The sequence below is a fragment of the Sphingobium sp. GW821-FHT02B05 genome (assembly GCF_059421905.1).
On the sequence record NZ_JBWKVW010000011.1, the window covers coordinates 63,276 to 87,069 of the forward strand.

Consider the following 23,794-nt stretch of genomic DNA (forward strand, 5'->3'; position numbering starts at 1 on the left):
CTATTTTGCCGGGCCTGCCGTTTCCTGACTAGATAAACGCCTAATGAGACCCGTGCGCGGGTGGGCATAGACAGGCGTGCCAATTGCTGATTCTATGGGCTTTCCAGGGAGCAGAGTGGTCGTGGCGCAGCGTTCGATTGGTCAGGAGCGATTTGGGTTTTCAGGGTCCGAGCGCACGACGTCATCGCTGGACGCACTTGTATCGCTGGTCGCGGTTCTTTTCGATCGGCTTTATCCAGCCTCCAAAGGTGAGCCCGCTTGGCGCCCCTGGCAATGGCGAAAGGAGGCTCGATCGCTATATTGCTGCTCTGACGGCGTGTGGTCGTGGCGCTCAGTGACGAACCTGTTCCGCACGGCTTCCTCTCGTTTCAACGAGACGACCTCACCATCAAACCAACACTTTGGATCAAGCCGCCATGAACAGGCGCAATATGTCAGAGCAAGCTTGTCATGCCCGCAGGCGAAAGGATTTCGATCCAGTAGCCGTCAGGATCGGCAATGAAGGCGACAGTCTTCATCGTGCCATCTTGCGGCCGCTTGACGAAGGTGACGCCGAGTTCCTCGAAGCGGGCACACGCGCTATCCACGTCGGGGACGCTGATGCCGATATGTCCAAAGCCGCGCGGTTCGCCGTTGCCATGGTGATATCCCGCGAAACCTTCGTCGCTTTCCGTCCCCCAATTATGGGTCAATTCCAGCGTCGTCTCCCGCGCGAAGATAAATTTCGCGCGCTCCGCCGGATCCGTCGGAATGTCTTCGTCCGCTGCCAGATAGGCCAGAAAATAAAGCGAGAATGCCATCTCTGGAAAGTCGATCTTCTGCAACAGCGTCATACCAAGAACATCCTGGTAGAACGCAACGGACGGGGCAGGATCGCGGACGCGTATCATCGTCTGGTTAAGGACGAATCCTTCGGTTCCGGCGGCTCGGGACATGGTAATCTCCTGCGAACTTGTGGCTGCGGTGGCAAAGCCGGACGGTTTGAAAGTCATTGGGATGGCATGGGTCGCTCACGCGCTCGAACGAATGACGAGTTGTGAGGGAATGACGAGTTTCCTGGCGCTATTCTCGAAGCTGTGATCCACGCATTCGATCGCAAGCGCGGCCATAGCGTCGATATTTTGCCTGAAGGTTGTAAGATCATAAGCGTGCCAGGACGCCGCCGGGATATCGTCGAAACCAATCACGGCAGGCAGCCGCGCGCAGCCCCCGGCACGCAGACCGTCGATCAGGCCGATCGCCGTCAGGTCGTTCACGCAAAGGAGGGCGTCCGGTATAGAGGGGGCGTTCAGAAGCGTGTCGGCGGCCGCGAGGCCGCCGCTGACAAGATAATCGCCCGGCAGGACGATAGGCTCAGGCGCACCCAACTCCGCAAGAGCCATGCGGAAGCCCGCCAAGCGCGCGTCGCTGACGGAGCTTTCAGCGGGACCACCAACGAAGGCCATATGCCTATGGCCTCTTCCGATCAGAAGGCGTGCGGCCTGTTCGCCCGCAGCCTCATTGCCCGCCAGGATATTGTGGATGCCCGGCAACTGTTCGGCCGCGTTGACCACGACGACGGGCACGCCGTGGCGGGACAATCTCTCTGCGGCCTCTGCGGACTGGATCGAAAGCGACGTTATGATTGCATCCACCCGATATTCCATCAGGCTGTCGACGACGGAATCGATCTCGCTATCGCTATTGACCGGTACGAGCATCGCCCGTTTCCCGTTCGCGCCCAGCGCCCGGCAGATCGCCTCGCTCGCCAGCGCATGAAAGGGGTTCGCAAAGCCGCCCACAACCACGGCGATCATGTTGGACCTGCCTGAAAGGATCATGCCGGGCAGACGACTGGGCCGATACCCCAGTTCGCGCGCCGCAGTGACGATCCGCTCCTTCAGATCCGGCGATATGCTGGCGCCGGGCGTGAAGGCGCGTGATACCGCCGACTGCGAAACGCCCACCCGCGCGGCGACGTCTCGCGATGTCACCGCGCGTCGGGCTTCGGGAACTGTCGTTTTGCGACGGGGCAGGGCGCTTCCTTCGGTTCATTCGCACGCTTCAAGATGCCCCTTTACGCGGGCGGGACAGCGCTGTCTTGCTCGATGAGATTTTCGGCCTTGAGTTCTGCCCAGAAATCCGCCGGGATCACCTGCGCGAAGGCTTCGGCATTGTCACGAGCTTGCTTGGCGGTGCTCATCCCGGGAATGACGGCCGATACTACCGAAGGCGCCGCAGAGAATTGCAACGCGGCAGCGACGAGAGCGACCTTATGCGCATCGGCGATTCGTCGGAATGCCGCCCGCCGCGCAACCGCATCGTCGGGCGTCCCACCGGCATAATCATATTGTGGTCGCCCGGTCAGGAACCCGGCGTTGAATGGCGCGCCCACGACGACGGATCCGCCAGCCTTTTCGACGACCGGGAACAGTTGGCGCAATGCCCCAGCGTGGTGGAAAAGCGAATATTGGGTGGCGGACAGGACGATATCGGGGTCGGCCTCCTCGAAAGACCGAATTGCGGGTTTCAAGGTGTTGACCCCCACGCCCCAGGCCTTGATCAGCCCCTCTTCGCGCATGGCGGTCAGCGCCTTCATCGCGCCGTCGCGGGCGGTTTCGAACACCTCTGTCCATGCCTCGCCATGCGCGTCCGGTGAAATGTCGTGGACATAGACGATATCGATGCTCGCCAGTCCGAGCCGCTGAAGACTGTCTTCGATCGAGCGCCGCGCGCCGTCGGCACTGTAATCATGCTGGATCGCAAAGGGCGGAACGTCGTGAAATATCCCCTGCGTCGTGCCGGCAAGAGACTCGTCTGGCCGTAGCAGCCGTCCTACCTTGGTCGACACGGTGATGTCCGCGCGCGGCAGATTGGGCAGAACTTGCGCAAAACGGCGTTCTGCACGCCCATGACCATATAGCGGCGCGGTGTCGAAATAGCGGATTCCGGCATCGAAGGCGGCCTGCAATGTTTCTCGTGCCCCATCGTCGGTCATCGTCTTGAACGAATTGCCCATCGGAGCGCTTCCGAAGCCCAATGCGCCACTGGGCCGGTAGCGGGTCGATAAGGGTGTCTGCAAAACCATGCTGAACCTTTGGATTGTTGGAAGGTGAACCATCAATACGCATCGATCCTACTATGGTTGCATCGCGATGCAATAGGGCGTATTGGGCGCTCGCTCTTGTTTCGGCACCGGCAATGTGGTGGTGGTGACGCTGAACCACCGCCTGGCGCCTTGGGCTATGCCTATCTGGCGGCGCTTGGTGGGCCGGCGGGATCGGGCAATGTCAGCAATCTGGACACCATCTTGGCGCTGATATGGGTGCGCGACAATATCGTCCGGTTCGGCGGCAATCCGGACCGTGTGATGATATTCGGCCAGCCGGGCGGCGGCGCTAGCATGTCACCGCCGCCGGACCGATGCACGTTACCTGCCGGGCGAAGGCGTGGATGGAAAAGTCTGGCGCACCCGATATTACGACGTTGATGCGGCTGCTGATCGGACGCTGGACGAGCGATGGCAATGGCCGATCCGTTGGAAGGCAAGGGCGAAATCAGTTTCACCTCCACGCTGGATCATGACGTGCTCGCCCGTCATCCCTTCTTTCCCGACGCCCCGCGGGAAGCAGCGCATATCCCTTTGATCGTCGGCAACGCCCATGACGAAACTGCGCTGTGGATCGAGAAGATGCTGCGCGCGGGTGACACGACATGGGACAATCTGCTTGACCGGCTGGCGCGCGAAATGGTCGAGGATTTGGCACCCGATCATGTCATCCTCCGTTATCGCCAGTTCTATCCCGATCGCAGTCCAGGGAGATATTATTGGCGGCGACGACGGCGGGCCGATCCTGGCCAGGGCATCTGGTCCAGACGGAGGAACGCGCTCGCATCGATGCCCCGACCTGGATGTATCAGTTCGACTTTCCCTGTCCCGAAGCGGGCGGGATATTGAGGGCGTTCCACACCCTGGATATCCCGCCGGTGTTCGTCAATGTCGATGCGGCTCGATCGCGTACCGGTACCAGCCCCGATGCGCGGCACTTGGCGGGGCACATGGCGGACAGCTTCATCGCGTTCGCGCGGACCGGCGACCCGAACCATCGCGCCATTGCCGACTGGCCAGAATTTGATCTCGATACGCGGCCGACGATGATCTTCGACCGTCAGGTCGCCATCGAAAACGGTGCCCTATATCAAGCCGGGCGGTTAGATTTCCTCGGGCCAATAAAGACGCATCGGATTGTCGATCAGCAGTTTGCGCTGCAATTCGGGCGTCGGTGCGATACGCGGGATCATATCGACCAGATGGCCGTCGTCCGGGATATCGTCCTGCATGTTCGGATGGGGCCAATCGGTGCCCCACAAAACGCGATCCTGATAGTCCGCGACGAGCGGCGCAACCGCATCGGCAAAGGCATTCCAGGGATCGCCGGTCGGGTCCAGGCGGTCGGGACAGGTTGCCTTGAACCAGATATCGTCGCGGCTTTGCAGGAAAGCGCGAAAGGCCTTCATGTCGGCGCCATCGGGCCCCTGGGCCACATCGGGGCGCCCCATATGATCGATGACCAGCGGCACGGGGATCGCGTCCATGAAGGGGCGCAATTCTTCCAATATGTCGGCTTCGAAATAGATGACGACATGCCAGCCGGCGGGCAGGCGCTTAGCTACTTCCAGGAATTTGTCCTTGGGCGCGTCATCGACCAGTCGTTTGAGGAAATTGAAGCGGATGCCGCGGATGCCGCCATCATGCAGGGCGGCAAGATCAGCGTCCGAAATGGCGGGATCGACCACTGCGACGCCGCGGGCCTTGCCATTCGACTTGGCGATCGCATCCAATGTTGCGGCATTGTCGGTGCCGTGGCAGCTGGCCTGCACGATCACATTGCGGGCAAAGCCCAGATGGTCGCGCAGCGCGAACAGCTTGTCCGGACCGGCATCCTCCGGCAGATATTTCGCCTTCGCGCTGAAAGGGAAATCCGCCATCGGGCCGAACACATGGCAATGGGCGTCGATCGCACCGGAGGGCGGCGTGTAGAGCGGCTTGGACGGATTGCCGTGCCAGCTGGTAATGCGGTCGCTCATGCGAATATCTCTCCATCCATCAATTTACGCGCGGTGCGCAGCATGGCGGCGCTGGTGACCGCGCCGCTGTCATCCAGTTCCATGACGCAGGTCGTTTCGCCCGTGGGATGTTCGACCGACAGCGTCTTGCGATTTCCCTGCGGGATCGTGGCCACCTCAGAGGCAGGCGATCCTTCGATCAGACAGGCGGTGGCGACGCTAACCGCGCCCAGCACGCCGATGGAAGCATGGGCACGGTGGGGGATAAAGCTGCGCACCGTGACCGCGCCGCCATCGCGTGGCGGGGCGACCAGCATCATCTTGGGCACGGACTTGTCCGTGACGTCGCCCAGATTCATTCGCTCGCCAACGGCCAGGCGGATGGCTTCTATGCGGGCCTTCAACGCCGTGTCATTGTCCAGCGTCTCGCGATCTTCATAGCCGGTGATGCCAACGTCCTGCGCCTTCATCACGACGCAGGGCATGCCATTGTCGATCAGGGTGACGCGCACGCCCTCCACCTCGTCAGAAGCGTTGCCTGTGGGAAGCAGTGCGCCGCAGGACGAGCCGGCCGTATCGCGAAACTCCAATGGGATGGGGGCGGCAGAGCCGGGCACGCCGTCGATTTTGGCGTCGCCATCATAGCGGACCGTGCCGCCTGGCGTCTGTACCGTGGCGATGGCGATCTGCCCGGTATTTTCCATGAAGATGGCGACATTTGTTTCGCCGTCTGCTGCCGCGACAAGACCCCGTTCGATTGCGAAGGGACCGATGCCGGCCAGGATATTACCGCAATTCTGCGCGTCGGTGACGACCGCCTTATCGACGAAGACCTGGAGGAAGAGATAATCGACATCGACGCCTTCACGCTCGGACGCCTTTACGACCGCAACCTTGCTGGTCAGCGGGTCGGCGCCCCCCATGCCGTCAATCTGGCGCGGGTCGGGCGAACCCATGATGCGCAGAAGAAACGCATCGCGGGCGGCGATGTCGGCAGGCAGGTCTTCGGCCAGAAAATAGCCGCCCTTCGACGTGCCGCCACGCATCCACATGACGCGGGATTGGGTATGTGCTGTCATCTACTGTTCCGTTCGGTTCGGGCCTGTCGAGAACCCTGCGCGATGGTTCTCGACAGGCTCGAACCGAACGGGAAGGGGAGCAAGACAGCCATGAGGCTTAGATGTACTTCAAACCCATTTCTTCCAGACGCGGGCGCATATTGTAGATGTCGAGGCCGAGTTCCCCGGCGGCCAAGCGAACACGCTTGGCTTCCTCGGCGGCTTCGCGGGCCTGCGCCTTTTCAAGGACGGATGCTGCGTCAGCACGCGGCACGATGCACACGCCATCATCGTCGGCGATGATGACATCGCCCGGATTGACCAGCGCATTGGCGCAGATGACCGGTATATTGACGCTGCCGAGCGTATTCTTGACCGTGCCCTGCGCATGGACGGCCTTGGACCAGACGGGAAAGTTCATCTGGGTGAGGTCGCGCACGTCGCGCACGCCTGCGTCGATGATGAGGCCACGGCAGCCGCGCGCCTGTGCCGAAGTGGCCAGCAGGTCGCCGAAATAGCCGTCAGTACAGGGGCTGGTGGGGGCGAGAAGGAGAATGTCGCCTTCCTGCAACTGTTCAATGGCGACATGGACCATCCAGTTGTCGCCGGGCGCGGCCGAAATGGTGACGGCGCTACCGGCGATACGCGCGCCGCTGTAGATCGGGCGCATATAGGGCGCAAGCAGGCCGGTGCGCCCCTGCGCTTCATGCACGGTGGCGACACCGGCTTTGGCGAGGCCATCGATGACGGCAAGGTCCGCCCGCTGGATATTCTGGACGACGACGTTGGACATGGACCGGTTCCTTCTCCCAAGATGAACAGCGACATGGACAGTTGCGGGGTGATGCTCAAATCCGAACTGGCGCAATGCCATTAAATTTTGATAATCATAAAATATGGAACCCGATCAGTTCAATATCCGCCACCTGGCCGCCATGGCCGCCGTCGTCGATCAGGGCAGCGTAAGCCTGGCCGCGCGTGCGGTTAACCTGACCCAGCCCGCGGTGACACAAGGCATCGCCAAGCTGGAGGCACAGCTGGGCGTCCGGCTGTTCGACCGGCAGCCCGGTGGCATGGCCGCACTGGAGGCGGCGTTGCGACTGAAGCCCAGGATCGACGTGGCGCTGCGGCTGATCGGCAGCAATCGCGTGACGGCGGCGCAAGTGCGCGCATTTGTCGCGCTGGCGCGGGCGGGCAGCTATGCGGCGGCAGCGGCGATCACGGGCGTGGCGGAACCGTCGCTGCACCGCGCGGTCGGCGATCTGGGGTTGGCTGTCGGCAGCCGGCTGGTCGATCGACGGGGCAGGGGGGTGACGCTGACCAGGCCGGGCATGGCGCTGGCGCAGCGATTGCGACTGGCACTGGCGGAATTGCGGCAGGGGCTGGCCGATCTGGCAGATCTGAAAGGGGAGGAAGGGGGCCGAATATTGGTGGGCGCGATGCCGCTGTCGCGCGCGCGGCTGTTGCCCGACGCGATCATGCGGTTCCGCGCCGACTTTCCGCAGGTCGACATCAGCGTTGCCGAAGGCGCGCATGCCGAATTGGTGGGGCCGCTGAGGGATGGCGAGATCGACATGATGATCGGTGCGTTGCGCGATCCGGCGATGGCGCTGGATCTGGAACAGCGCGCTCTTTTCGAGGATCGACCCACCATATTGGCGCGCGATGGGCACCCGTTGGCGGCAGGCTGGGATGCAGATGCGCTGCGCCGCTACCCGTGGATATTGCCGCCGGAAGGCACGCCGCTGCGCCAATTGTGGAAGGCCATGTTCGCTGAACTGGGTGGCGATGTGCCCGCCGTCCCGATTGAGTGCGGATCGGTGATGACGATCCGGCAGTTGCTGGTGGGTGGGGATTATCTGACTTTGCTCTCCTACGACCAGCTGGCACTGGAATTGGAGGCGGGATTGCTGACGGATATCGGCCCGGCGCCGGGCGCGATCAGCCGGACCATCGGTCTGACCACGCGCGCCGACTGGCGACCGACCCGGTTGCAGCATCAGTTCATGGTCGCTGTCGAAGCGTCGGCTGGGCAGATGACTTCGTAAATTCTTATGATGCCGTGCCGGATTCGATTGGCGGCCGGCGGCCCGATCCGTCATCCATTGGCATCATGGAGCAGGAAATTGGTCTGATCGGATTTGGCGAGGCGGGGTCCACCTTTGCATTGGCAGGGGATTGGGCCGCGGCTGCGCATGTGTTCGATGCAAAGACGGACGATGCTGCAACGCGGGCCGCAATGCTGGCACATTATGTCGAAGCCGGCGTTTCGGCAGCCCCTAATCTGGCAGATGCGCTGAACGGCGTCACGCTCATCCTGTCTGTGGTGACGGCGGATCAGGCGTTGGCTGTGGCCCAAATGGCTGCGGGACTGGTTGCGCCCGGCACGCTCTATTGCGACCTCAACAGCGTCGCGCCGCAAACCAAGCAGGCGGCGGCGCAGGCGATGGAGGCTGCCGGCGGCCATTATGTCGATGTCGCGGTGATGGCGCCGGTCGATCCTGCGCGGTTGAATGTCCCCTTGCTGCTGAGCGGAGCGCGGGCCCAAGAGGCGGAAGCGCGATTGCAGGCGCTGGGTTTCGCCAAGACCCGCGTGGTGGGTGAGGCTGTCGGCCGGGCATCGTCCATCAAAATGATCCGGTCGGTGATGGTCAAGGGGATTGAGGCGTTGACCGCCGAATGCGTGCTGGCTGCTGCGCAAGCCGATGTGCTGGACGAGGTGCTGGCGTCGCTGGATGCGAGCGAACGGCCAAGGCCCTGGGATGTGCGGGCCGATTATAATCTCGACCGGATGCTGGTGCATGGGCTGCGCCGCGCCGCCGAAATGGAAGAAGTTGTCAAGACGCTTGAGAAGTTAGGCACCGGCGCGGCGATGACGCGCGGTACGGTGCAGCGGCAGCGGGCGATCGGCGCATTGGGCGTGAGGACGCCACCGGAAGGTTTGGGCGCGAAGATCGGTACGGTCGCGCAAGGGTGACAGAATTTTGGGGCAGGCGCCGTGCGCTGCTGCCTGAAATCCCGGCTTTCGCCGGTATGACGTTATAAGGTTGGAGACGAAAGCGGATGAGCCTGATTATCGATTGCCACGGCCATTATACCGTCCTGCCCAAGGGGCATGACGCTTGGCGCGAAGAGCAGAAGGCCGCGTTCAAGGCCGGGACGCCTTGCCCGCCCTATCCCGACATCAGCGACGCGGAAATTCGTGAGACGATCGAGGCGAACCAGTTGCGCCTGATCAAGGAACGCGGCGCGGACCTCACCATCTTTTCGCCGCGCGCGTCGGCCATGGCGCCGCATGTCGGCGATGCCGACGTTGCGAAGGAATGGGCGATCCGCTGCAACGACCTGATCGCGCGCGTCGTGGGTCTGTTTCCCGAAACCTTCGTGGGCGTGTGCATGCTGCCGCAGTCGCCCAAGGCGGATATGTCCAATTCGATCGCGGAGCTGGAGCGCTGCGTCAACGAGCTGGGCTTTATCGGCTGCAATCTCAATCCCGATCCGGGCGGCGGCCATTTCACCCATCCGCCGCTGACCGACAAATATTGGTACCCCTTCTACGAGAAGATGGTTGAGCTGGATGTGCCGGCGATGATCCATGTGTCGGGCAGCTGCAATCCGGCGATGCACGCGACCGGTGGCTATTATATCGCCGCCGACACGATCGCCTTCATGCAATTGCTGGAGGGCGATCTGTTCAAGGATTTCCCGACGCTGCGCTTCATTATTCCGCATGGCGGCGGCGCGGTGCCCTATCATTGGGGGCGCTATCGCGGCCTGGCCGACATGCTCAAGAAGCCCGACCTGTCGACGCACCTGATGAACAACATCTTCTTCGACACCTGCGTCTATCACCAGCCGGGCGTCGACCTGCTGGCCGACGTGATCGAGAACAAGAATATCCTGTTCGGGTCGGAAATGGTCGGCGCGGTGCGCGGCATCGACCCGACCACCGGCTTCTATTTCGACGACACCAAACGCTATGTCGATGCGCTGGAGATCAGCGACGAGGAACGGGCCGCGATCTTCGCGGGCAATGCTCGCCGCGTCTTCCCGCGCCTCGACGCCAAATTGAAGGAGAGGGGACTATGATAACAGAAGATCCCAAGCATCAGGATATTCACGAATATCTGGCCGAGATGGAGGATATTCCCGGCACCCGCGTGTTTACAGCGAAGCGCGCGCGGCAGGGCTATCATATCAACCAGTTCGCGATGAGCCTGATGAAGGACGAAAATCGCGCGCGCTTCAAGGCTGACGAGCGCGCCTATATGGACGAATGGCCGTTGACCGAGGACCAGAAGCAGGCGCTGCTGGCGCGCGATTATAATCGCTGCCTGGACCTGGGCGGGAACGTCTATTTCCTGTCGAAACTGTTTTCGACCGATGGCATTCCCTTCGCGGAAGCGGTCAGCACCATGACCGACATGAAATTCCCGGAATATCGCGAAATGATGATGCAGGGTGGCCGTTCACCTGAAGGCGTGCGGTCGATCAAGGCCAATGAAGCGGCGGCTGCCGCGAAGAAAGAGGATCGCTGATATGGCGCGGATTACCGCTGGCGTGGCGTCGAGCCATGTGCCGCTGCTGGGCGTTGCGTCCGACTTCAACAAGGATCGCGACGATTATTTCGGCCCGATCTTTGCCGGATACGACTGGACCCGCGAATGGGAAAAGGCCGAAAAGCCCGATGTGATCGTTCTGGTCTATAATGACCATGCCAGCGCTTTCGACATGAAGATCATCCCGACCTTCGCGATCGGGTGCGGCGAACGCTACAAGTCGGCCGATGAAGGCTGGGGACCGCGTGCGGTGCCGGACGTGGAGGGGCATCCTGACCTCGCCTGGCACATGGCGCAGAGCCTGATCCTGGACGAGTTCGACATGACCATCATCAACGAGATGGACGTCGATCATGGCCTGACCGTGCCGCTTTCCATGATGTTCGGCAAGCCGGACGCCTGGCCGTGCAAGGTCATACCCCTGGCTGTCAATGTCGTCACCTATCCGCCGCCGTCGGGCAATCGCTGCTGGGCGCTGGGCGAAGCGGTGCGCAAGGCGGTCGAGAGCTTCCCTGAGGACCTGAACGTCCAGGTGTGGGGCACGGGCGGCATGAGCCATCAGTTGCAGGGGCCGCGCGCGGGCCTGATCAACAAGGAATGGGACAATATGTTCCTGGATGGATTGATCGGCGATAGCGACCACCTGCGCCGTATTCCGCATATCGAATATCTGCGCGAGACGGGCAGCGAAGGCATCGAAATGGTGATGTGGCTCATCATGCGCGGCGCTTTGGGCAAGAACACCCGCGCGTTGCACCGCCATTATCATGTGCCCTGTTCCAACACGGCGATCGGCCATCTTGTGCTGCGCCCCGACAATGGCGAGGGGCTGGACATGACTGGCAGCGGCGTGATGGCGATCGCTGCGGAGTAGCTGCCTAAAGCCCTTCCCCCTCCCCCCTCTTTAAAAAAGAGGGGCTCATTTTGGAGTAGTTTCATGCGTATTGCCCTGGCCGGTGCCGGCGCTTTTGGCGAAAAGCATCTTGATGGCCTCAAGAATATCGACGGCGTGACCGTCACATCGATCATCGGTCGCGAACTGGAAGCGACGAAGAAGGTCGCTGACAAATATGGCATCGGCCATGTCACCACCGACCTCAATGAAACGCTGGCCCGTGATGATGTGGATGCCGTGATCCTGTGTACGCCGACACAGATGCACGCAGCCCAGGCGATCGCCTGCATGGACGCTGGCAAGCATGTCGAGGTGGAAATTCCGCTGGCGGACAGCTGGAAGGATGCGCAGGCGGTGCTGGCCAAGCAGCAGGAAACCGGCCTGACCTGCATGGTCGGCCATACCCGCCGCTTCAACCCGTCGCACCAATATGTCCATAACCGCATCAAGGCGGGCGAGTTCAACGTGCAGCAGATGGATGTGCAGACCTATTTCTTCCGTCGCAAGAATATCAATGCGAAAGGGGAGGCGCGTAGCTGGACCGACCATCTGCTGTGGCATCATGCCGCGCATACGGTCGACCTGTTCGCCTATCAGGCGGGCAAGATCGTGTCGGCCCATGCGATGCAGGGGCCGATCCATCCGGAATTGGGCATCGCCATGGACATGTCGATCCAGTTGAAGAGCGAGACGGATGCGATCTGCACCCTGTCGCTGAGCTTCAACAATGACGGGCCGCTCGGCACCTTCTTCCGTTATATCGGCGACACCAACACCTATATCGCGCGCTACGACGATCTGGTGAACGGCAAGGAAGAGGCGATCGACCTGGCCGGTGTCGCTGTGTCCAACAACGGTATCGAATTGCAGGATCGCGAGTTCATCGGCGCCATCCGCGAAGGCCGCGATCCCAATTCGAGCGTCGCCAAGGTGTTCGATTGCTACCGCGTGCTGGGCGAGTTGGAAACGCAGCTCGGCTGATCCACAGGCTCCCTTCGGGGTCGCAGGGAAGGGCGTGGCGGAGTTATCCGCTGCGCCCTTTCCGCTTTTCAACCGGTCAGCAACGGGTGGGTCATGCGCAGGTCGTCCAGCAGGTTCTCGATCAAGGCGATATCCTGAAAGCTGCCGATTGGCGTCGCGTTCCAGTTGCAGTGGGGATGCGTTTCGCGACTATAGAGGCGTAGCGGGCCAATCGCCTTGCGCCAATGATGCTTGCTCTTGCCATGGTCGCGCAGCAGCCGGGCCACCAGCAGGTCGATGAGCTTGTCCGCTGTCATGGCTGCGCATGTAAGGGTGTCCGCAGCGGCGTCAACCTTCGCGCGCGGCGCGATAGGCGCGGGGCGGCTGGCCGACATGGCGAGCGAAGAAGCGCGAGAAATAAGCGGGGTCTTCGAAGCCGACCGCATAGGCGATATCCGTCACCGATAATTGCGAATAAAGAAGCAGGCGGCGCGCTTCCAGCAGGGCGCGGTCGTCGAGCATCTGGGCAGGAGAAGTGCCCGCCACATGGGCGCAAGCCTGACGCAGGCCGGTAAGGCTGGTGCCCAACGCGCGAGCATGATCCGCGACCGGTTCGCGCTGGCGAAAACGTTGCTCAATCCGTTCGCGCAGCCGGGCGACCAAAGCGGCTTGCCGCGCGGTGCCGGGCTGGGCTTGTTGCGTCAGCGGCGCATGGCGCAAGGCAAGCACCATCAGCGCCAACAGGGCGGATTCGACGGCGGCGCGCTGGCCGGGGCCGGACCATCCCAATTCCTGCGCCATGCGGGTTATGATGTCCTGCGCGCCCATTCCTTCGGCGGCTGGTAGGGAGACGGCTTGGGGATGGGTGAAGAGCGGGGCAAGATCGGCATCACGGGCGATCAGATGGCGCAGATAACTGTCGGCGATGGTGATGACATGGCCGCTGGATTCGCTGTGCCAGCTAAAGCCATGGACGATGCCCGCCGGGATCAGCAGCAGGCACGGCGCGTCGAACACGACCTGTGCTGCCTCCGCCTGCATCGCGCCCCCACCCTGCGCGATCAGGATGACATGGTTGAGGTCGCGATGGACGTGCGGGCGGATCGTCCATTCGCTGGGGCGGGACCGATCGTCCAGACTTTCGACATGGACGAAGCCTTCCGCCACACTGCGCTGCGGTTCGCCATAGAGATAGAAGCTGGGGACGGGGGCGATCGACATGATGGATTGTCCAATCATGCGCCTGTTCCCGTCCGGCGGCAAGATATCAGGCAGGGCGTTGGCGCAGTGCCGCCAGGAGCGCTGCACCGGCCAGCGATCCCAATGCCATCACCAGTGCGACCTGCGGCAAGCCGAAATTCAGGGTGAAGAGGAGGCCTGCGAGAATCGGCCCGATCGCGGCACCTCCCCGGCCGATCCCGATGACAATGCCGGTCCCGCCGGCGCGGACGGCGGTGGGGAAGGACTGGGCGACCAGCGCATAGAGGCCGACCACCGCGCCATTGGTGAAAAAGCCGGCGCATGCAGCGACAAGGCTGAGGCCCGCCAGCGTCGTTTGCCCCTGCCCGAAAATCGTCACCATGATGGTAGAGGCGACCATCGCGACCATGACCAGGCCGCGCACCGGCAGGCGCCAGCTGAGCGCGCCGAGTAGCAGCGAGCCGATGAGGCCGCCGACATTGGCCCAGACTAGCACGCTGCCTGCCGCCGACGGGGCAAAGCCCATGTCCACGACGATTTTGGGCACCCATTTCAGGATGAAGTAGAACGTCATGATGTGGCAGAAATAGGCGAGCGTCAGCAATATGGTGGTGCTGGCAAGCCCCGGCGCGAACAGGGCGGCGAAAGAGGGTTTTGGCGCTGCGTCGTCGATCACAGGCAGGGCGCTGGCCGGCGCGTGACCCATGCGTGCGAGCAGATTGTTGATCCGGGGCAGGGCGCCGTCGGGGCGTTTCTGTAGGAGGAAGCCGATCGATTCGGGCAACAGCCAGAGCGAGACGGGCAGGAAGACGGCCGTGACGATCCCGCCGAACAGGAAGATGTCGCGCCAGCCCCCCGACACCAGCATCTGCGATGCGACCGACCCACCCACTATGGCGCCGACCGGATAGCCGGCAGCCATGATCGCGACGGCGACGCTGCGGGCGCGGGCGTTGGCCAGTTCGGCCACCATGGCGTTGGTGCAGGCAAGCATGCCGCCGATGCCGAGACCCGTCACCAGCCGGATGGTGGAAAGCGACAGAATGTCCCAAGCCTGGGTCGCAGCCGCCATGCCTGCCGCCATGACCACCAGGCAACCCAATATGGTCGGCCGCCGGCCAATCCGGTCGGCGACATTGCCAAGCAGCACCGATCCCGCCGCCATGCCGATGAGTTCCATCGACAGAACGAGGCCGAGCGCGGCACGATCAATGCCCCATTCCTTTGCGATGCCCGGCGAAACGAAGCTGATCGCCAGCACATCGAACCCGTCCAGCGCATTCAACAATATGCATAAGGTGATTGCCGCGATCTGGAGCCGCCCCATAGGGGCTTCGTCCAGCTGTCGCCTGATGTCGGTCATGCCCGCTCCCGTCCTGTAAATCTTATGTTTTCGTGCTTGTCATCCGACTGAGAAAATGTCGAGCGCGACATGATCCTTGTAACGCGCCGCGGTACAGAGGAATATGGTGCGACCAAGCCAGCCATGGGGGCTGTCACCCGCCACCTCGAACCGGGGCGTGGTACGGAAATAATATAGAGCGGGATCGACCACCTCGCCCGACGCTATGCGGGCCAACACGGGTTCGGGGCCATGGCGATAGCCCGGATTGACGACCGAAATGATGGTGCCGTCGCGGGCTTCGAGCGAATAGCGGGCAAGGATGTCGGCTGTGCCGTCGGCCCGTATCGATTGCCAGTCCGCGCCGCCGGGCAGCACCTTGCCAGTCAGGCGCGGACCATCGACACTGCCGCCGGTGATGGGGATGACCCGTTTGCGCACCCCATCGATCATGCCCAATTCCTGCGGTGCGCCGATCGACACGCGCAGGCGCATGGCCAGGGTCAATGCGGGTATCGCCAACATATCGGTCGCTGCGGCAGGGGCAGCGGCGCCGGCGATCGTCAGGGCGGGCATGGCCTTCAGCAGGCTGCGGCGGTGCATGTCGTGATCCATGGCCTCTCCTGTCATCTCTGGCCGGATCGTGACGATGTCCGGCGTCTCGCGATAGAGGCCGGGCCGTCCGTGGGTAGCGGCCCGGCCAAAGGTCAGGCGCTCTGCTTCGATTTATCGTAAGCGCCCAGGCCCGGTTTGTACGTCTTGTCGTCGATAAACTGCTTGATGCCTTCCTTGCGGCCCTCATTGTCGAAGCTGTTGGCCGACTCCTGCGCCCGGATCAGATAATCTTCGGCATTGTCATAGGTCATTTCGCGAACGCGACGAATGGCGTCCTTGGTGGCCTTGAGCGCAATCGGGTTCTTGCTCAGCAGTACATTGGCGACCTCCGTAACGCGCGCCTTCAACCGGTCGAGCGGCAGCGCTTCGTTGACAAAGCCCCATTCGGCGGCCTTTTTGCCATCGACATTTTCGCCCATAAGCGAATGATACATGGCGTTGCGGAAATTGGTGAGTTCGGTCGCGACCTTGGCCGCGCCGCCGCCGGGCAGGATGCCCCAATTGATTTCGGACAGGCCAAACTGCGCGTCTTCCGCCGCAAAGGCCAGGTCGCAGGCGAAGAGCGGGCCATAGCCGCCGCCAAAGCACCAGCCATTGACCATCGCGATCGTCGGCTTCTGATACCAGCGCAGACGGCGCCACCAGCCATAGCTTTCCCGCTGCGCGCCGCGCGTGCCGGCAAGGCCCTGCGATTCGGTTTCGCGGAAATATTCCTTCAGGTCCATGCCCGCCGACCAAGCCGTACCTTCGCCGGTCAGGACGAGCACGCCGACATCCGCGCGAAACTCCAGCTCGTCCAGAACGCGCATCATCTGGCGATTGAGACGCGGCGACATGCAGTTACGCTTGTCCGGGCGGTTGAAGCTGACCCAGGCGATGCCGTCTTCGACGGTATAGGCGACGGTTTCGAGTTCCGTCTGTTCGACGCCCTCAATGTGCAGGATGTTGGTCATGAATAAGTCTCCGGAAAGATAAGGTGGCGGATCAGATCGGATAATGGCCTGGCTCGGTTTCCATTGTGATCCAGCGCAGGTCGGTGAAGCTGTCGATACCGGCACGGCCGCCGAACTTGCCATATCCCGACGCCTTCGTGCCGCCGAAAGGCATCTGCGCCTCATCATGCACGGTCGGGCCGTTGATGTGGCAGATGCCCGACTGGATGCGGCGTGCGACCTTCAGGCCGCGCGCGGTGTCGCGGGTGAAGACAGAAGCGGAGAGGCCATAGTCGGTATCGTTGGCGAGTTCGATCGCATGGGCTTCGTCGCGGGCGCGAACGATGCCGACGACCGGGCCAAAGCTTTCGTCCCGGAACAGCTTCATCGCCGGGGTCACGCCGTCGATGACATGGGCGGGCATCAGGACGCCATCGGCCGGCCCGCCGTTCAATTGCGTCGCGCCGGCGGCCAGCGCGTCGTCGATCAGCGACTGGACATGGGCGACGGTCTTCGTATCGACCACGGCACCCAGCGGGGTCTTGCCCGCGCGCGGATCGCCGACGGCCATGGTCGCGACCTTGGCCTGAAATTTCGCGGCGAAGGCATCGGCGATGGCATCGACCACGATGATCCGCTCGGTCGACATGCAGATCTGGCCCTGATTCATGAAGGCGCCGAAGGCTGCGGCCTTCACGGCTTCGTCCAGGTCGGCGTCCTCCAGCACGACAAGCGGCGCCTTGCCGCCTAATTCGAGCAGCACGGGCTTAAGATTTTCAGCGCAGCGTTTCGCGATGATCCTGCCCACGGCGGTGGAGCCGGTGAAGTTGACGCGGCGCACGGCCGGGTGATCGATCATCGCGCCGACCACCTCGCCGGCGTCCTGCGGCGCATTGGTGATGAGGTTGACGATCCCGCCGCCAAAGCCAGCCTCGATGAAGGACTGGACGATCAGGCCATGGGTGCGGGGACATTGTTCCGACGCCTTGAGCACGACCGTGTTGCCGCAGGCCAGCGGCACGGCGATGGCGCGGGTGGCAAGGATGATCGGCGCGTTCCAGGGCGCCATGGATAGCACGACGCCGGCCGGGTCGCGGACCGCCATGGCGATGCAGCCGGGCTTGTCGGATGGGATGATCTCGCCGCCGATTTGGGTGGTAAGGCTGGCGGCCTCTCGCACCATGGAACTGGATAGCATGAGGTTGAACCGCGCCCAGCCTTCGGTAGCGCCAATCTCCTCCATCATCGCATCGACAAATTCGGTGGCCTTTGCGTCCAGCGCATCGGCGGCCTTCATCAATGCGGCGCGGCGGGCGTTGGGGCCGAGCGCCGACCAGGCTGGAAAGGCGGTCTGTGCTGCATCCACGGCGGCGATGGCATCATGGACGCTGGCGGCGGATGCGATGGTCGCGAGGGCGCCCGTCACCGGATTGGCGCGTTCGAATTTTGCGGCGGTTGTGCGCGATTCGCCGCCGATCAACAGGCAAACTTCCGATGCAGGCATATCCCGACTCCTCATTATTGTTATGAAACATAGCAATATTGATTGTTCTGGGCAATAGCATTATCGTCCGATCCATGGACAAGCCTGCTGATCCTGAAGATCGTTTGAACGACCCGGTCGCATCGCGACTGGGCTATATGCTGCGGCGGGCGTCAGCCGCGATGATGGCCGGATTGGGCGCCAGGCTGGCGGATATCGGGCTAAGGCCTGTAGAAGGCACGATCCTGATCCTGATCGGCGCCAATCCCGGATGTATCCAGAGCGATGTCGGGCGGATGCTGGGTATCAAACGGGCCAATATGGTGCCGCTGATCGCGGCGCTGGCAGAACGGGAACTGGTGAAGAGATCGCCGGTCGATGGTCGCAGCCTCGCGCTGTCGTTGACCGGGGCTGGCGAGGCGTTGCGCACGCAGGTTGACGCCATCATGGATACGCATGAGGCGCGGTTCGAACGGTTGCTGACAGGCAGAGACGTTGGATTGATGCGTGAGGCGCTGCGCCTGATCGCCGAGGAAGGCGAAGCCGCCAGGGAGTGAACTTCCAGCCGGTCGAAGGGTTACCCTCAACTCTTGGCTTGCGCGCGCCCATGTGGGAAAGGCGCAATCAGGGTTGCCCAACGATTATCGGACAAACAGATGACGCCATTGCCGATCGACAGGATGACGCGAGCCACCCGCTGTGCATGGGGGGCTATGGCGCTGGCGATGCTGACGCCGATGGCGTTGGGAGCCGCTGAGCCCGCTCCGTTCGAAATGCCGGGGCCCGCGCTCGACATATTGGTCATGCGCGGCGACCAGAGCTTGCCCATCGCGCAGGTGCCCAGCCTGGCCGAAGGCGACCGGTTGTCTGTCGAAGCTGATCTGCCCACCGATCAGGGCGCCCGCTTCATCCTCGTATCCGCGTTTCTGCGCGGTGCGACCAATCCGCCGCCCAAGGATTGGGTGCAGTTCGCCGAGACATGGAAGAAGAAGGACAAGGACAAGGCGCTGGTCCTGACTGTGCCCAAGGGCGCGCGTCAGATGGTGCTGTTCCTGGTCCCCGATACCGGCGGTGCGGAAGGCGTATTGTCCGACGCGGTGCGGGGCAAGCCGGGCGAGTTCGTACGCGCGACTCAGGATCTCAACCAGGCCTCGCTCGACCGGTCGCGGCTGGACGCCTTCATGCTGGCGATCAAGACGCAGGAAAACAGCCATCCCGAATATCTGCGCAGCGTTGCGCCCATGCTGGCGCGCAGCCTGTCGATCAAACTGAACGAGGATTGCCTGTCCAAGGTTGTCGAAATGCAGGCATCCTGCCTGCTCGATAACCGGGAATCGCTCGTGCTGGCGGACGTTCATAGCAGTTCGCTGGCGGAAACGCTGACCGGTGCGCCGACCGACCTTGCCATGCAACTCGCGTCCACGCGCGAGGCGGGCTATGGTTTCTATAGCCCCTATATCGGTGTGGTGCGTGACATCGCGAAGATATTCGGCGCGTTCAGCAGCCCGCAATTCGATTATCTGCCGACATTGAGCGTGCGTAAGCCCGACGGCATGTCGCTGCTGCTCAATGCCGCCCCATCCTTTCAGAAGCCCAAGTCGGTAATGGTCGTTGCCATGCCGGCGATCGAAGCGGACAGCCCGCCGCGCCTGCGCCGTGTCGGTGATGCGCCGGTTTGTGCGGCGCGGGCAGGAACCGTGTTGCCGGTGGAAGGGGCGCCGCTGATTTTCTCCACGGCCTATGCACGTGACGTAAAGCTGGCGCTCAAGGCGTCTTCTGGTGAAGTGATGGATTTGCCGCTGGAGGCGCGGGCCGACCGTGGTGGTTATGTGCTGACGGGCGCTGGCCTGCCGCCCGCGTTCACAGGGTCCGTGGAAGGCCATGTTCATGGACGCTGGGGGTTTGACCGTTTCGAAGGGCCCGACTTCATGTTGCAGATGCCTGACAAAGGCGGCTGGCAGGTCGATGGTGACGACGCTGCGCTGGTCGTTGGGCGCGACAATGGACTGGTGCTCAAGGGCGGCGCACCCGCGTGCGTGGAAAGCGTGATGTTGCGCCAGGGCGAAGGTGCGCCCAGACCGATGGAATGGAAGGTGCAGGGCCGCGACAGGCTGGCGCTGACGGTACCGCTCGCCGACCGCAAGCCCGGCGCACTCAGCATCGAGGTCAAATATCAAGGTGTGGCCCAGCCCGCCGCCGTGGCGCTGCGCAGCTATGCGCAGGCCAGTCGACTGGATGGATTGTTGCTCCATGCGGGGGACAAGGCGGCGCTGCTCTCTGGCCAGCGGCTGGATCAGGTGGACAGTGTGGAGGTTGGTGGCGTGTCGATGCGTCCGGACGGACTGACGCGGGACGGGGCCGTGGACCGGCTGCGGTTGGTGGCGCAAGGCGACCAGAGGACGGGCGCCGCCGGCACCGAGATGGCTGCGCGCATAAGATTGCGCGACGGACGGACCGTCAATCTGGCCGTGACGGTGGCGGCGCCACGGCCGCAGGTCGGGTTGCTCAGCAAGGATATCAGCCTGGGTACGCCGCCCGCAAATGGCAAGGCACTGGCCCTGAACGGCGACAATCTGCTGCCGGACAATGGCCAATTGGTCTTTTCGGTACGCGCCGACGAACGCACGAAGCTGAACGCCAGCGACGTGATCGAGGTGGCGTCGGTGGACGAGGATGCGCCGCCGATCCGGCTGACAGCGGCCACTGGTTTGCGGCTGGAAAGCCCAAAGGTGATGGTGGCGCGGCTGGACCCGAAGGCGATGGCGCCGGCGCTGTTCGGGCCGCTTCGCTTCCGCCTGCTGCGCGGGAACGAGGCCAGCGACTGGCAACCTTTGGTGACGCTGGCACGATTGCCGCAGATCGAGGCGGTGGCGTGCGAGGGTGAAGCGCAGGCATGCACCATCCGCGGCCGCGACCTGTTCCTGATAGACGCGGTGGGTACGACACCTTCGCTCGATCAGGCGTCGCAAGTGGCGCCAGGCTATACCGGTTCGGCGCTCAAGGCACCTGCGCCGCAGGATGGCAAACTCTATCTGCGCCTGCGCGATGCGCCTGACAGCGTGGTGACGCTCCCGGCGGCCTGACGGACGGGCGTATCATCCATGGCATTGATGAAAATGGACGGGGCATTTTCGCCGCTTTCGATTGAAGGCGATCGAATTCGTCTCTGTCCAGGCTGATCGATCGTCCAAATCATAAGTTGATGTGGCCATGGGCGCGCCGATCCGTGCGCGCCATTCTCCTCTCCATCCATATGAACTGGAGAGGATTGCCATGAAAACCCAGGTCGCCATTATCGGCGCTGGCCCCGCCGGACTGATGCTCGGCCATCTGCTGCGGGCCGAGGGCATTGATGCCGTGATCGTGGAACGGGCGTCGCCCGATTATGTGCTTGGCCGTATCCGCGCCGGCGTGTTGGAGCGCACCACTACCGATCTCATGGATCGGCTGGGTCTGGGTACGCGGATGCATGCGGAAGGGTTGCCGCATGATGGATTCCATCTGGCGGACGGCGAACGGCTCATCCGCATCGACATCGCCGAACTCACCGGGCGTCAGGTGATGGTTTATGGCCAGACCGAGGTTACTCGCGACCTTATGGACGCGGCACCGGAACGTGGCCTGCACATCATTTACGAGGCCGCAGACGTGGCGCTGCATGATGTCGATGGCGACGCGCCCTATCTCACCTACAGCAAGGATGGTGCGACCCATCGGATTGACGCCGCATTCCTATGCGGTTGCGACGGCTTTCACGGTCCCTCGCGCAAGGCTATCCCGGTCTCGGTCGCAACGGCCTATGAAAAAGTCTATCCTTTCGGATGGCTTGGCATTCTGGCCGATGTGACGCCCTGCAATCATGAACTCATCTATGCCAATCATCAACGCGGCTTTGCGCTGGCGTCGATGCGGTCGGAAACCCGCAGCCGCTATTATATCCAGGTGCCCCTGGACGAGAAGGTCGAAGAATGGCCGGATGATCGGTTGTGGGACGAGCTGGAGACCCGCTTGGGACCGGAGGCGGCCGCCCATATCACGCGCGGTCCTGCGCTGGAAAAATCGATCGCGCCGCTGCGCAGTTTCGTGTTCGAACCGATGCGCCATGGTCGGTTGATGCTGGCGGGTGATAGCGCCCATATCGTGCCGCCGACTGGCGCCAAGGGCCTCAATCTGGCCATGTCCGATGTCCATTACCTGTCTCAGTCGTTGATCGGCTACTTCAAACGTCATGACAGCGACGCGGTGGCCGGCTATTCGGACAAGGCGCTGGCCCGCGTCTGGAAATCCGAACGCTTTTCATGGCAATTGACGAAGCTGATGCACCGCTTCCCCGATAGCGATGCGTTCGATCGCCGGATGCAGGTCGCCGACCTCGACTATATCGCTTCCTCGGTTGCGGCGCAGACGACGATCGCGGAAAATTACGTAGGATTACCCCTGTAGATATGACCAGTCTCCCCACGCGCAAAATCGGCCCTTTTACCGTCTCGGCCATTGGCCTTGGCTGCATGAACCTGTCCCACGCCTATCTGCCGCGTCCCGATCCGGCCGAAGCGGAGCGGCTGTTGCGCCATGCGCTGGATGTGGGCGTGACGTTCTTCGATACGGCGGCTCTTTACGGCTTCGGTGCAAATGAAGAGCTGCTCGGTCGGACCCTGATGGATCGCCGGGGGGATTTCACTTTGGCGAGCAAGTGCGTGTTGGGGGAGATTGACGGCAAGCGTGGGCTGGATGGTTCGCCAGCGGCAATCACCCGCGTGCTGGAAGATTCGCTGCGCCGGCTGAATGTCGACCATATCGATCTCTATTATCTGCACAGGCTTGATCCCAAAGTGCCGATCGAGGAATCGGTTGGTGCTCTGGCGCGCGGGGTCGAGGCTGGCAAGATCGGCGCGATCGGTCTGTCGGAAATGTCGGCGGCGACGCTGCGGCGGGCGCAGGCTGTGCATCCGATCGCGGCGATGCAGACCGAATACTCGCCCTGGGTCCGCAACCCGGAAATCGCCGTGCTCGATGCCTGTGCGGAACTGGGCACGGCATTCGTCGCCTTTTCACCGCTCGGGCGTGGCTTGCTGGCGGGCAACCCCAATGCCGCCAACCTACAGCCGGGCGATATTCGTGGCGGCATGCCCCGTTTCCAGTCGCCGCACTTGGAAGCCAATTTGCGACTGATCGCGCAACTCAAGGGGCTGGCGGATCAGGCCGGTTGCACCGCGGCGCAACTCTGCCTGGCCTGGCTGCTGGCCAAGGGCGATCATGTCGTGCCGATCCCTGGGACCACCAGCATCGCCCATCTCGACGAAGATTTGGCCACTCTGTCGCGCACATGGCCGACAGATCTGATTGCTGCCGTGGGCGATATCTTCCGTTTCGATGCGCCGTCGGGCCCCCGCTATCCCCGCGAAGCGCAAGCGCAGGTCGATACCGAAACATGGGTGGGTGAACCACTAGCCTGAACCGGACGGGCCGATTCTCCTGTCTGTCCAATCAGTTGATTCGAATGGATGGGCTTTTCCAAGGGCGTGGATGGGCCATAGTCTGTCCACGCCCGATTATTTTGCATTTACGAAACGACCAGAAACAGGCGGCTTTCGGCCAGCGGGCCCAGCATTCTTTGCCGCTGCAATAGAAAGTTCAAAAAACCTTATTGACCGAATCATTGGGTGGACCTAGAGCGCTTTTCACCGGACGGGGCGCTGCCAGT

24 protein-coding genes and 1 pseudogene are annotated in these 23,794 nt (G+C 62.6%); 13 read left to right on the forward strand and 12 right to left on the reverse strand.

What is annotated here, in order from left to right:
* Positions 1 to 434: 434 nt before the first annotated feature.
* The 3 genes from gloA to AC07UX_RS19325 form a co-directional block, all read right to left on the reverse strand.
* On the reverse strand, positions 435 to 935 hold the full coding sequence (gloA, locus tag AC07UX_RS19315) for a lactoylglutathione lyase (RefSeq protein ID WP_495193599.1): 501 nt from the start codon (positions 933 to 935) through the stop codon (positions 435 to 437).
* Positions 936 to 1,010: 75 nt separating this feature from the next.
* A complete protein-coding gene (locus tag AC07UX_RS19320; protein ID WP_495193600.1) occupies positions 1,011 to 1,973 on the reverse strand; it encodes a LacI family DNA-binding transcriptional regulator in 963 nt (320 codons plus the stop codon).
* A gap of 83 nt (positions 1,974 to 2,056) precedes the next feature.
* Positions 2,057 to 3,100: an aldo/keto reductase gene (locus AC07UX_RS19325; RefSeq protein WP_495193601.1), complete on the reverse strand. Its 1,044-nt coding sequence runs from the start codon at positions 3,098 to 3,100 to the stop codon at positions 2,057 to 2,059.
* Between AC07UX_RS19325 and AC07UX_RS19330 the strand changes: the two genes are divergently transcribed.
* The 3 genes and pseudogenes from AC07UX_RS19330 to AC07UX_RS19340 all read left to right on the forward strand — a co-directional run.
* On the forward strand, positions 3,092 to 3,469 hold the full coding sequence (locus AC07UX_RS19330; protein WP_495193602.1) for a carboxylesterase family protein: 378 nt from the start codon (positions 3,092 to 3,094) through the stop codon (positions 3,467 to 3,469). The genes AC07UX_RS19325 and AC07UX_RS19330 overlap by 9 nt on opposite strands.
* A gap of 30 nt (positions 3,470 to 3,499) precedes the next feature.
* On the forward strand, positions 3,500 to 3,937 hold the full coding sequence (locus AC07UX_RS19335) for a hypothetical protein (RefSeq protein WP_495193603.1): 438 nt from the start codon (positions 3,500 to 3,502) through the stop codon (positions 3,935 to 3,937).
* Positions 3,892 to 4,095 (forward strand): annotated as a pseudogene (locus AC07UX_RS19340) (carboxylesterase/lipase family protein); the annotation flags it as partial. The gene AC07UX_RS19335 and the pseudogene AC07UX_RS19340, both read left to right, overlap by 46 nt.
* 96 nt (positions 4,096 to 4,191) lie before the next feature.
* On the opposite strand, the gene AC07UX_RS19345 reads toward AC07UX_RS19340, so the two are convergent.
* From AC07UX_RS19345 to ligK, 3 genes are all read right to left on the reverse strand, one after another.
* Positions 4,192 to 5,067 (reverse strand): amidohydrolase family protein, encoded by an 876-nt coding sequence (locus AC07UX_RS19345; protein ID WP_495193604.1) that lies wholly within the window; start codon positions 5,065 to 5,067, stop codon positions 4,192 to 4,194.
* A complete protein-coding gene (locus AC07UX_RS19350; protein ID WP_495193605.1) occupies positions 5,064 to 6,125 on the reverse strand; it encodes a 4-oxalomesaconate tautomerase in 1,062 nt (353 codons plus the stop codon). Before AC07UX_RS19350 ends, AC07UX_RS19345 begins: the two co-directional genes overlap by 4 nt.
* A gap of 97 nt (positions 6,126 to 6,222) precedes the next feature.
* Entirely contained in the window at positions 6,223 to 6,897 is a 675-nt protein-coding gene (gene ligK / locus AC07UX_RS19355) for a 4-carboxy-4-hydroxy-2-oxoadipate aldolase/oxaloacetate decarboxylase (RefSeq protein WP_495193606.1), read from the reverse strand.
* Positions 6,898 to 7,000: 103 nt separating this feature from the next.
* Here ligK and AC07UX_RS19360 point away from each other — a divergent pair, with 103 nt between their 5' ends.
* The 6 genes from AC07UX_RS19360 (at position 7,001) to AC07UX_RS19385 (ending at position 12,539) form a co-directional block, all read left to right on the forward strand.
* Positions 7,001 to 8,152, forward strand: a complete 1,152-nt coding sequence (locus tag AC07UX_RS19360; protein WP_495193607.1) for a LysR substrate-binding domain-containing protein — start codon at positions 7,001 to 7,003, stop codon at positions 8,150 to 8,152.
* A 65-nt stretch (positions 8,153 to 8,217) separates the two neighbouring features.
* Positions 8,218 to 9,081, forward strand: a complete 864-nt coding sequence (locus AC07UX_RS19365; RefSeq protein WP_495193608.1) for an NAD(P)-dependent oxidoreductase — start codon at positions 8,218 to 8,220, stop codon at positions 9,079 to 9,081.
* An 86-nt stretch (positions 9,082 to 9,167) separates the two neighbouring features.
* The gene (locus AC07UX_RS19370; protein WP_495193609.1) at positions 9,168 to 10,193 is read left to right on the forward strand and encodes an amidohydrolase family protein; all 1,026 of its coding nucleotides are present in this window, start codon (positions 9,168 to 9,170) and stop codon (positions 10,191 to 10,193) included.
* Positions 10,190 to 10,642 (forward strand): protocatechuate 4,5-dioxygenase subunit alpha, encoded by a 453-nt coding sequence (gene ligA / locus AC07UX_RS19375; protein WP_495193610.1) that lies wholly within the window; start codon positions 10,190 to 10,192, stop codon positions 10,640 to 10,642. Before AC07UX_RS19370 ends, ligA begins: the two co-directional genes overlap by 4 nt.
* A gap of 1 nt (position 10,643) precedes the next feature.
* Complete coding sequence (locus AC07UX_RS19380; RefSeq protein ID WP_495193611.1) at positions 10,644 to 11,537, forward strand: class III extradiol dioxygenase subunit beta; 894 nt, start codon at positions 10,644 to 10,646, stop codon at positions 11,535 to 11,537.
* Between the two features lie 63 nt (positions 11,538 to 11,600).
* Complete coding sequence (locus tag AC07UX_RS19385; RefSeq protein ID WP_495193612.1) at positions 11,601 to 12,539, forward strand: Gfo/Idh/MocA family oxidoreductase; 939 nt, start codon at positions 11,601 to 11,603, stop codon at positions 12,537 to 12,539.
* A gap of 68 nt (positions 12,540 to 12,607) precedes the next feature.
* On the opposite strand, the gene AC07UX_RS19390 is transcribed toward AC07UX_RS19385, so the two are convergent.
* The 6 genes from AC07UX_RS19390 to AC07UX_RS19415 form a co-directional block, all read right to left on the reverse strand.
* Positions 12,608 to 12,835, reverse strand: coding sequence for a hypothetical protein (locus AC07UX_RS19390; protein WP_495193613.1), 228 nt, complete (start codon positions 12,833 to 12,835; stop codon positions 12,608 to 12,610).
* 31 nt (positions 12,836 to 12,866) lie between these two features.
* Positions 12,867 to 13,739, reverse strand: coding sequence for a helix-turn-helix domain-containing protein (locus tag AC07UX_RS19395; protein ID WP_495193627.1), 873 nt, complete (start codon positions 13,737 to 13,739; stop codon positions 12,867 to 12,869).
* A gap of 46 nt (positions 13,740 to 13,785) precedes the next feature.
* Positions 13,786 to 15,081 (reverse strand): MFS transporter, encoded by a 1,296-nt coding sequence (locus AC07UX_RS19400; RefSeq protein WP_495193614.1) that lies wholly within the window; start codon positions 15,079 to 15,081, stop codon positions 13,786 to 13,788.
* 39 nt (positions 15,082 to 15,120) lie between these two features.
* On the reverse strand, positions 15,121 to 15,675 hold the full coding sequence (locus AC07UX_RS19405) for a DUF3237 domain-containing protein (RefSeq protein ID WP_495193615.1): 555 nt from the start codon (positions 15,673 to 15,675) through the stop codon (positions 15,121 to 15,123).
* Positions 15,676 to 15,767: 92 nt separating this feature from the next.
* On the reverse strand, positions 15,768 to 16,628 hold the full coding sequence (locus tag AC07UX_RS19410; protein ID WP_495193616.1) for a p-hydroxycinnamoyl CoA hydratase/lyase: 861 nt from the start codon (positions 16,626 to 16,628) through the stop codon (positions 15,768 to 15,770).
* Positions 16,629 to 16,659: 31 nt separating this feature from the next.
* Positions 16,660 to 18,111, reverse strand: coding sequence for an aldehyde dehydrogenase (locus AC07UX_RS19415; RefSeq protein ID WP_495193617.1), 1,452 nt, complete (start codon positions 18,109 to 18,111; stop codon positions 16,660 to 16,662).
* A gap of 74 nt (positions 18,112 to 18,185) precedes the next feature.
* On the opposite strand from AC07UX_RS19415, the gene AC07UX_RS19420 reads away from it, so the two are divergent.
* The 4 genes from AC07UX_RS19420 to AC07UX_RS19435 all read left to right on the forward strand — a co-directional run bounded on the left by AC07UX_RS19420 (position 18,186) and on the right by AC07UX_RS19435 (position 23,546).
* Positions 18,186 to 18,647, forward strand: a complete 462-nt coding sequence (locus AC07UX_RS19420) for a MarR family winged helix-turn-helix transcriptional regulator (RefSeq protein ID WP_495193618.1) — start codon at positions 18,186 to 18,188, stop codon at positions 18,645 to 18,647.
* A 123-nt stretch (positions 18,648 to 18,770) separates the two neighbouring features.
* On the forward strand, positions 18,771 to 21,173 hold the full coding sequence (locus AC07UX_RS19425) for a hypothetical protein (RefSeq protein WP_495193619.1): 2,403 nt from the start codon (positions 18,771 to 18,773) through the stop codon (positions 21,171 to 21,173).
* A 190-nt stretch (positions 21,174 to 21,363) separates the two neighbouring features.
* Positions 21,364 to 22,533, forward strand: a complete 1,170-nt coding sequence (pobA, locus tag AC07UX_RS19430; protein WP_495193620.1) for a 4-hydroxybenzoate 3-monooxygenase — start codon at positions 21,364 to 21,366, stop codon at positions 22,531 to 22,533.
* Between the two features lie 2 nt (positions 22,534 to 22,535).
* Positions 22,536 to 23,546, forward strand: a complete 1,011-nt coding sequence (locus AC07UX_RS19435) for an aldo/keto reductase (protein ID WP_495193621.1) — start codon at positions 22,536 to 22,538, stop codon at positions 23,544 to 23,546.
* The last annotated feature ends 248 nt before the right edge of the window (positions 23,547 to 23,794 follow it).

What these genes read in the sequence shown, in the direction of transcription:
- gloA (WP_495193599.1), bottom strand. Translation starts at nt 935, where the DNA reads ATGTCCCGAGCCGCCGGAACCGAAGGATTCGTCCTTAACCAGACGATG.
- AC07UX_RS19325 (WP_495193601.1), bottom strand. Translation starts at nt 3,100, where the DNA reads ATGGTTCACCTTCCAACAATCCAAAGGTTCAGCATGGTTTTGCAGACA.
- AC07UX_RS19335 (WP_495193603.1), top strand. Translation starts at nt 3,500, where the DNA reads ATGGCAATGGCCGATCCGTTGGAAGGCAAGGGCGAAATCAGTTTCACC.
- AC07UX_RS19345 (WP_495193604.1), bottom strand. Translation starts at nt 5,067, where the DNA reads ATGAGCGACCGCATTACCAGCTGGCACGGCAATCCGTCCAAGCCGCTC.
- AC07UX_RS19350 (WP_495193605.1), bottom strand. Translation starts at nt 6,125, where the DNA reads ATGACAGCACATACCCAATCCCGCGTCATGTGGATGCGTGGCGGCACG.
- ligK (WP_495193606.1), bottom strand. Translation starts at nt 6,897, where the DNA reads ATGTCCAACGTCGTCGTCCAGAATATCCAGCGGGCGGACCTTGCCGTC.
- AC07UX_RS19360 (WP_495193607.1), top strand. Translation starts at nt 7,001, where the DNA reads ATGGAACCCGATCAGTTCAATATCCGCCACCTGGCCGCCATGGCCGCC.
- AC07UX_RS19365 (WP_495193608.1), top strand. Translation starts at nt 8,218, where the DNA reads ATGGAGCAGGAAATTGGTCTGATCGGATTTGGCGAGGCGGGGTCCACC.
- AC07UX_RS19370 (WP_495193609.1), top strand. Translation starts at nt 9,168, where the DNA reads ATGAGCCTGATTATCGATTGCCACGGCCATTATACCGTCCTGCCCAAG.
- ligA (WP_495193610.1), top strand. Translation starts at nt 10,190, where the DNA reads ATGATAACAGAAGATCCCAAGCATCAGGATATTCACGAATATCTGGCC.
- AC07UX_RS19380 (WP_495193611.1), top strand. Translation starts at nt 10,644, where the DNA reads ATGGCGCGGATTACCGCTGGCGTGGCGTCGAGCCATGTGCCGCTGCTG.
- AC07UX_RS19385 (WP_495193612.1), top strand. Translation starts at nt 11,601, where the DNA reads ATGCGTATTGCCCTGGCCGGTGCCGGCGCTTTTGGCGAAAAGCATCTT.
- AC07UX_RS19390 (WP_495193613.1), bottom strand. Translation starts at nt 12,835, where the DNA reads ATGACAGCGGACAAGCTCATCGACCTGCTGGTGGCCCGGCTGCTGCGC.
- AC07UX_RS19395 (WP_495193627.1), bottom strand. Translation starts at nt 13,739, where the DNA reads ATGTCGATCGCCCCCGTCCCCAGCTTCTATCTCTATGGCGAACCGCAG.
- AC07UX_RS19400 (WP_495193614.1), bottom strand. Translation starts at nt 15,081, where the DNA reads ATGACCGACATCAGGCGACAGCTGGACGAAGCCCCTATGGGGCGGCTC.
- AC07UX_RS19405 (WP_495193615.1), bottom strand. Translation starts at nt 15,675, where the DNA reads ATGGATCACGACATGCACCGCCGCAGCCTGCTGAAGGCCATGCCCGCC.
- AC07UX_RS19410 (WP_495193616.1), bottom strand. Translation starts at nt 16,628, where the DNA reads ATGACCAACATCCTGCACATTGAGGGCGTCGAACAGACGGAACTCGAA.
- AC07UX_RS19415 (WP_495193617.1), bottom strand. Translation starts at nt 18,111, where the DNA reads ATGCCTGCATCGGAAGTTTGCCTGTTGATCGGCGGCGAATCGCGCACA.
- AC07UX_RS19420 (WP_495193618.1), top strand. Translation starts at nt 18,186, where the DNA reads ATGGACAAGCCTGCTGATCCTGAAGATCGTTTGAACGACCCGGTCGCA.
- AC07UX_RS19425 (WP_495193619.1), top strand. Translation starts at nt 18,771, where the DNA reads ATGACGCGAGCCACCCGCTGTGCATGGGGGGCTATGGCGCTGGCGATG.
- pobA (WP_495193620.1), top strand. Translation starts at nt 21,364, where the DNA reads ATGAAAACCCAGGTCGCCATTATCGGCGCTGGCCCCGCCGGACTGATG.
- AC07UX_RS19435 (WP_495193621.1), top strand. Translation starts at nt 22,536, where the DNA reads ATGACCAGTCTCCCCACGCGCAAAATCGGCCCTTTTACCGTCTCGGCC.